General features: G+C 43.6%; 10 protein-coding genes. 9 read left to right on the forward strand and 1 reads right to left on the reverse strand.

From position 1 onward, the window contains the following. The 9 genes from BCT81_RS29585 to BCT81_RS09185 all read left to right on the forward strand — a co-directional run. The coding region (locus BCT81_RS29585; RefSeq protein ID WP_102423927.1) for a DUF6404 family protein at positions 1–267 on the forward strand (267 nt) is incomplete at its 5' end. 153 nt (positions 268–420) lie between these two features. After that, positions 421–744, forward strand: a complete 324-nt coding sequence (locus BCT81_RS09150; RefSeq protein WP_102265907.1) for a hypothetical protein — start codon at positions 421–423, stop codon at positions 742–744. A gap of 66 nt (positions 745–810) precedes the next feature. Further along, positions 811–1,149 carry a DUF952 domain-containing protein gene (locus BCT81_RS09155; RefSeq protein ID WP_102423928.1) on the forward strand — a complete coding sequence of 113 codons (339 nt, stop codon included), beginning with the start codon at positions 811–813 and terminating at the stop codon, positions 1,147–1,149. A gap of 107 nt (positions 1,150–1,256) precedes the next feature. Next, positions 1,257–2,087 (forward strand): GNAT family N-acetyltransferase, encoded by an 831-nt coding sequence (locus BCT81_RS09160; protein ID WP_102423929.1) that lies wholly within the window; start codon positions 1,257–1,259, stop codon positions 2,085–2,087. Positions 2,088–2,114: 27 nt separating this feature from the next. After that, positions 2,115–2,885: a GNAT family N-acetyltransferase gene (locus tag BCT81_RS09165; RefSeq protein ID WP_102423930.1), complete on the forward strand. Its 771-nt coding sequence runs from the start codon at positions 2,115–2,117 to the stop codon at positions 2,883–2,885. A gap of 21 nt (positions 2,886–2,906) precedes the next feature. Next, a complete protein-coding gene (locus BCT81_RS09170) occupies positions 2,907–3,320 on the forward strand; it encodes an NUDIX hydrolase (RefSeq protein ID WP_102423931.1) in 414 nt (137 codons plus the stop codon). Positions 3,321–3,413: 93 nt separating this feature from the next. Then, entirely contained in the window at positions 3,414–3,917 is a 504-nt protein-coding gene (def, locus tag BCT81_RS09175; protein WP_102423932.1) for a peptide deformylase, read from the forward strand. Between the two features lie 223 nt (positions 3,918–4,140). Next, positions 4,141–4,563, forward strand: a complete 423-nt coding sequence (locus BCT81_RS09180; protein WP_102423933.1) for a GNAT family N-acetyltransferase — start codon at positions 4,141–4,143, stop codon at positions 4,561–4,563. Between the two features lie 131 nt (positions 4,564–4,694). After that, entirely contained in the window at positions 4,695–5,459 is a 765-nt protein-coding gene (locus BCT81_RS09185) for a hypothetical protein (RefSeq protein WP_102423934.1), read from the forward strand. A gap of 62 nt (positions 5,460–5,521) precedes the next feature. Here the strand turns inward: BCT81_RS09185 and BCT81_RS09190 are convergent, their stop codons facing one another. Further along, a complete protein-coding gene (locus BCT81_RS09190; protein WP_102423935.1) occupies positions 5,522–5,809 on the reverse strand; it encodes a hypothetical protein in 288 nt (95 codons plus the stop codon). Positions 5,810–6,788 lie beyond the last annotated feature (979 nt).

Here is a 6,788-nt window from a genome sequence, read left to right on the forward strand (position 1 = left end):
AGATTGTTACGTAAACTCGGGTTTCGTATACGGCCGCCTTACTATCAAGGTTTTTTCTTAAATTTTGTGTTTTGTTTGGCCTATGTCGCTCCTATATGGTGGGGTTTTGAATGGTTTTTTGAGTGGAATGAGATTGGGATATCTATGCTAGAAGCTGCCTATAAATCCTTGCAATGCGGGGCTTTGTTTGGCTTGCTTATGTCAATCTTCTACGCCATAAGAAGTAAGCAGTTAAACCTAACAGATTGGGATTTATTAGGTGAATGACCGCAAACCTATCAACAAGGTTCAGAGTCTAGCTCAACACCTTAAATTTTAGGCTTTGTGTTTAGAATAGTTTTGCTGTGGTAGAAAGCTGTAAACCATCTCGTGAGGTCTCCGAGTGATTCAAAACACAGGGTATTTTGGAGTTTAAATTAGATGTATAAACTTGAAATTTTCTGTACGCCTGAACAACAAGAGCGAGTTCTTAGCACTTTACATGAGTCCGGTGTCGACAGGATTGGAAACTATGACCACTGTTGGGCTATTGGGTCAGTTACCGGGTCTCACCGAGCGCTTGATGGATCTACGCCTGTGTTTGGAAGCAAAGGCAAAGTCGAAAATTATCCATTATTAAAAATTGAAATCAACGTGGCAAAGAGCCAAGTGAAACCAATTGTTGATCAGCTTAGAGTGTCCCTCGGCTGGGAGGAACCTTTAGTCAATGTCTTCAAAATCTATAACTCTGAGTTCGATCTTTGAAGGTACTTTGGTGGCCGCTAAACGGCTTAAGTAGACTCAAAGTCTAAGAAAGTAGGATCAATAAAAATGCTATACCACTTACTGACCGAAAGTGATTACAAAGAATACCAAAGCACAGAAACCTATGAACCCGCCTCCTTGAAGGACGAAGGCTTTATCCACCTTGCTTATGAAGAGCAACTGCAAAAAATTGTAGATTGTTTCTTTGTGGGAGTGGCGCAAGCATATCTTCTAGAAATCGACAAAAGCGTGATTGCTAAAGACTTAAGAGATGAGCCTCCTGTAGGGACTGAAGATGATGGGGCACTTTACCCACATTTATACAGTCCACTTTCTAAGCAAGCCGTGATTAGAACAATAAAGTTAGTCGCGGACTCGTCAGGTACGCTAAAAGTAAACCTGTAACAATCGAGTATTCCTATCGGCTCTGTACCATTCAAAACAAGCAGCACTTAATCGTATGTTGTTTTGGCCCTACAGAGCTTTTTGTTTCCATCAAGTTAAGGAAAACAATGCAAGTTAAAGCAGTTAAAGACGCATATAACGCATACTTTTATTTTAATAATGAGCGAACCCTTTCAACCGATTTAGCCAGTGAACTGATTTCAATTGAAGATGATGGCTTCACTGTTTTTATCGATAAAACACGCAAGTACGACAACCAGATCCTCATTGATGGGGTTTGCAATTCCGCGAGCTTAGAGGCGGACCTCAAGCTATTTGCAGATGGTATCTCACCTGAGATTTCTATTGCGCCTAACGCTTTAACAACAGATCTGAAATCATGGCTATCGAAACATCAGTTTGTGCCTGCTTTTGAGCATGAGTTTCTTGAGTTATCCGCAGAAGGCTATGTAGAAAAGCCGAGTACTGAAAAATCAAGCGCAGAACCATTGATTGCAGAAACATCCAGCGTAGAACCATTGAGCGATGTCGGTAAAGTCACGATTGAGCGATGGACGCAAGATAATGCCGATGAGTTTTTGGCTTTGCTTAAAACATCCGGTTTAGAGTGTTCAGACGAGATTTGGCAGCAGAAACGCGCGCTCTATTGCACGGATACTTTCCGTTGTTACGTTGCGAAAATAGAGGGTAAACCGTGCGCTTGGGCGACGAGTTTCATCAACAACGAACACGCCATACTTGCCAATGCGTATACACAAGAGCGCTATCGTTCAAAGGGATGCCAAACGGCTCTGTTAAGATCTCGAATCGAAGACGCCATCGCCTTAGGGGCAAAGGTACTTTTAACCGACGTAATGCCAAACAGCACCAGTAGCAAAAATTGTAAATCGATCGGTTTTCGCTCGGTTGGCGTACGAAGTGTATGGTGTAAAGATTAGAGGTAGGGCTATCTACAAGAGAAAATTATGAATACAACGGATGTAATGCGAGAGTACAACGAGTTCGAGCGGAAACGTTTTAACTCATTCAATGGTATGAAGGTCACAGAGAACTACCTGACTAAGTTCGTATCTAACGATCGTCATGGTAGCTATATCTCCTTTTTCGACTTCGATGAAAGCCTCACAGACTCTATCGTTAAAGAGCAACTCGCGTACTTTAAGCAGCGTGACCTATGTTTTGAGTGGAAGACGTACAGTACCGATACACCAACGAACATCAGTGCCGTATTGCTCGAGAATGGTTTTGAGCAGGATGAGCACGAATCATTCATGGTGTTGGACTTGTCTAAGGCCACCTGCGAGCACTTTGATGAAGGCAAAATCACCGAGGTAACGGATAGCAAAGGCATTCGCGATGCAATCAAAGTTCAAGAGCAAGTTTGGGGTGGTGATTTCGAATGGCACTACAATCACTTAGTCAGCCTTAAACAGCAGGCGCCAGATTCGGTGTCTATCTATGTCGTGTATGTCGACGACCAGCCTGTGACCTCGGCGTGGATCATATTTAATGGAAGTAGCCCGTTTGCAGGTATTTGGGGCGGATGTACCCTCGAAGCATTTCGAGGTAAAGGCTATTACAGTTTGCTACTGAACAAACGCATTGAGGAAGCCAAATCGAAAGGGGTTAAATACCTTACCATCGATGCTTCTGATATGAGTAAACCCATTGTATCCAAACGTGGTTTTGAAGTGATCGCGACAACCACAGGGTATACCTCACCAAGTAGCGAGTAATGTGTTTTAAAGGAGTAAAGAGTGAACAATCAAGTACGTGTAGGTGTGGCTGCGGTCATTTTCCGGGAAGGACGCATCCTACTTGGCGAGCGCATTGGCTCACATGGTGCGAATACGTGGGCGACACCTGGTGGGCACCTTGAACTGGGTGAAAGCATTGAAGAGTGCGCGCAGCGAGAAACCCTTGAAGAGACAGGGTTAGAGGTCGGCGCTTTTAGGAAGCTCGGCTTTACCAACGATATCTTCGAAAAAGAAGGCAAGCACTACGTCACCTTGTATGTTGTCGCGACCAGTTCTCGTGGTGAGCCTCAAGTCATGGAGCCTCATCAGTGTAAGCAGTGGCAATGGTTCGACTTAGATGAACTGCCAGAACCTCTGTTCTTGCCTTTGGTGAACTTGTTGAAGGAGCCGGTAAACTTCAAGAATTTTGACTAGCCAGAACGCCCATACTTGGTGCTGAAAGCACATTGGGTTATCTTGTTCACTCTTTTACAACGTAATGATTCAATTGAAAATTCAAAGGAAAGCATGGCAGTTCTAGACATTCTTACCGCACCGGACCCAAGGCTTAAAGTGAAAGCGGAAGAGGTGCAAGATGTATCGACGGTACAAACACTCATCGACGATATGTTAGAAACACTCTATGCCACGGATAATGGTATCGGTTTGGCATCCACTCAGGTCGGTCGTAAAGAGGCCGTGGTGGTTATCGATATTTCAGACAGCCGAGACCAACCGTTAATCTTGGTGAACCCGGTCGTCGCAAGTGGCTCCAACAAAGCTTTGGGCCAAGAAGGCTGCTTATCAGTGCCTGACTATTATGCGGATGTCGAGCGTTTTACGTCTGTGGTTGTTTCTGCTCTCGACCGAGAAGGGAAGCCAATCACCATTGAAAGCGATGACTTTCTCGCTATCGTAATGCAGCATGAAATTGACCATTTATCGGGTAACCTATTTATTGATTACCTGTCGCCACTAAAGCGTCAAATGGCGATGAAAAAAGTTAAAAAGTACCTAAAATCGCACGCTTAACCCGGTTTATAAACCACTATCTCTTCAAACCCAACGCGTGAATTTCAACACATCAGCGTTGGGTTTTGTCGCTATCCTTCTCAATTTTGTGTACTACTCCTTTCATGTTGCACGGCTTTTCAATAGGTTGATCCGTTCCCTTAGTTATGCTGAATATGCAAGCGAGTGCTTTTAGTTTGGTTCTCGTGTTTCATTCAGTTTTTACGTTCACAAAAGGTAAATGATGATCCAAGTAAAAAATGTTGCTTTTGATAGTGAAAATGAACAATCAATTCGTTCTATTCGCGAGAACGTATTTATTAACGAGCAATTTATCGCACCTGAAATAGAGTTCGATGGGTTAGACAGCTCAGCCATCCATGCCGTGGTGACTGTCGATGGAAAGCCTGTCGGCACAGGCCGTATTTTAAGCGACGGTCACATTGGTCGTATTGCCATCATGAGAGATTTTAGAGGACAGGGGCTTGGCTCGAAGATTGTTTTATCGCTCATCGATGAAGCGAAGAAGAGCGGTTACAAGCGCGTGTATCTTGGCTCACAAAAGCAAGCCATCGACTTCTATACCAAGCTGGGATTCACACCATTTGGAGAAGAGTTCATGGAAGCAGGCATTGTGCACTTGTCTATGGAAAAAGCGTTAGCTTAATGGGTTCATGTAACTAGCATCATCAAGACACTGATGGCAGCAGCGAAACACTGTTGCCCTCATCAAAACATGGTTTGATAAAGCACTAACTTAGTAAAGCTATCAAAGCAATAAGATAGTAAAGGAATATAATGAAGAAAAACCTCGTGGTTGGCGGCACTTTGCTGGGTGTTGTGGCACTCTTTTTCGTTGGTAAACACAGAGGCGAAGAACTGACCCTTGCCCCTTGTGATATGGGTGAAAAAGTCGAAACTCCCGTTCACTTCTTTACCGACGCATCGATGAGCGAGTCAAAAATTCAGAAGATGATAGGCTACTCTAATCTTGTTCTTCAAAATTCATGCGTACCAATGGAGCGAACATTGTCAGGCATCACTAGAATCGACCTTTCTGGTTTCCAAGATGCGGAAAGTAGCAAGCTGCACAAACAGTTAGTTAAGCTGGTTGGCGACGAGGTGTTGGAACCCATGCAGCGAGAGGGGAGCTACTATGCACTGGTTCTTCCTGAAGACCACGAGTTCTCAGACGACGGAACCTTTGGTACGGTTGATCTGAATTTAAGCCGTAGCTTTTTAGTGCTGTCATCTGCAGCAGAGGTAGGGGTACTTGAGCATGAACTCGGTCATTTGGCTTGGGCGTGGCACAACGACACTCCCGATCACTGGCTCAAAGGTATGTTGCTACAAGAAAACCATGATTATATAAAACCTTACTCTTTCGGCGCTTTGTGCCGGGAAGCGGGTACCGTGATGACCTACGCTGAAAAAGTATTGCCCGTGTATTCCTCGCCAAACATTCAATACTACGGAAAAGCATGTGGTGATGCAGAAAAAGCAGACAACGCAAGGCACATGCGAGAGTTTGCTCAGTCACTCGCTTTAAATGCCGCAACATAGGCATCTAAAACAATAAATGAATAAATACCGACCCAAGAGGTCGGTATTTTTATTCGTCAGCTCTAATTAGAGCCACACTCCAACATAAAGCCATCTTCAGTGCGGCGTAAAGTGATCGTCGTGCTGGCCTCTAATTCCCCCTCCGGTAAATAAACCGCGCAGTTTTCGAACCCAGCAGAGTTAGCTGAATTGATCGTTTCATAGACCTCTTCTGAGCTGTCTACATTTTCACCTGCGTAAACAATAACATTATCGATTTGGGCAAGCATCTGGTCGGAATTTTGTGTTGCTTTAGCGTGAGCGAAAACAGAAACAGAACTAAGAGCAAGAAACAGTAAAGCCTTTTTCATTTTATACCTCGTAAGAGTTTAGGGTTGGTGTTGAGGGGCCAATATACATCGTAATATTTGTAGATCAACAAAAAATTATCGAATAACAATAAATTTTTGTTGTTTTGTTTTTTTCTACCGTGCGCAAAAACGGTGAAAGCCTCCGGTTTTATTGGGCTGTTCGCTCTTAACTAACCCTTTGCTCGGTTGTGAAGTTTTTTAGCGCCTTCATCCTCGCTCCGTCACTTTTTACGCAGCTAAACCTATTGATGACTTTTGATCTATCCGTTCTATGGGGATTCGCTGGTGGTGGGGTACGATTTGTCAAATTTATGGAGCAGTCGATCAAGATAGATTCACAACACATGGTATTTAGCGCTGAATCTGTGCGGCTCAGAACGTGAGTAGTTGAGTGGATAGTTCACCTCAACACGCGTTGCACCCTTCTAGCATTAATCGTGATGACAAAAATTATCAGTGCACAAAAGGCTTCATCGCAGCGGAACTTTAGGTATAGAATTCAGATAGATAAAGACCATTAAATTTACAAGGATAAATGCTAAGGTCTGCCAGCGTGTTGAAAGCGGCGATGTAAGGGCATAGAAAACTTGAGCCAAATGGATGAGTACCAAGGCTTCATGAGCCACTAAAAATGAACCGTTATACGCGGCGTTAAAGTGTTAGAAGTATCAATAAGATAGTTTGATTTTAAGTATGAAATACCGATTGATTAAACGATCTGTTTCACATACCATCTCTCGAATCTTGAATGTCGTTCTGTAAATTTATCAGCAAGAGACTAGCCGACATTGCGGCTTAACCATCATGCTACCGACAGTTCTGGAACCAAAATGCTAAGGCGGTGGGGAAGAAATCAACCTGCAAGATGACGACTCACTCACACATTGCGCCATTTTCTGCATTTTGCCGAAACTATATCGAAAATTTCTGTGTTTCATCATATTCGCTTCAGAAGCAAGCAGGTAAGGTGTTGTTATTA

This window comes from Vibrio sp. 10N.261.52.A1 (assembly GCF_002876325.1).
Taxonomy (GTDB): domain Bacteria; phylum Pseudomonadota; class Gammaproteobacteria; order Enterobacterales; family Vibrionaceae; genus Vibrio; species Vibrio chagasii.

Bases quoted from the DNA above. Each gene is read 5' to 3' on its own strand.
- BCT81_RS09155 (WP_102423928.1), top strand. From the start codon at position 811: ATGCTATACCACTTACTGACCGAAAGTGATTACAAAGAATACCAAAGC.
- def (WP_102423932.1), top strand. From the start codon at position 3,414: ATGGCAGTTCTAGACATTCTTACCGCACCGGACCCAAGGCTTAAAGTG.
- BCT81_RS09165 (WP_102423930.1), top strand. From the start codon at position 2,115: ATGAATACAACGGATGTAATGCGAGAGTACAACGAGTTCGAGCGGAAA.
- BCT81_RS09150 (WP_102265907.1), top strand. From the start codon at position 421: ATGTATAAACTTGAAATTTTCTGTACGCCTGAACAACAAGAGCGAGTT.
- BCT81_RS09160 (WP_102423929.1), top strand. From the start codon at position 1,257: ATGCAAGTTAAAGCAGTTAAAGACGCATATAACGCATACTTTTATTTT.
- BCT81_RS09185 (WP_102423934.1), top strand. From the start codon at position 4,695: ATGAAGAAAAACCTCGTGGTTGGCGGCACTTTGCTGGGTGTTGTGGCA.
- BCT81_RS09180 (WP_102423933.1), top strand. From the start codon at position 4,141: ATGATCCAAGTAAAAAATGTTGCTTTTGATAGTGAAAATGAACAATCA.
- BCT81_RS09190 (WP_102423935.1), bottom strand. From the start codon at position 5,809: ATGAAAAAGGCTTTACTGTTTCTTGCTCTTAGTTCTGTTTCTGTTTTC.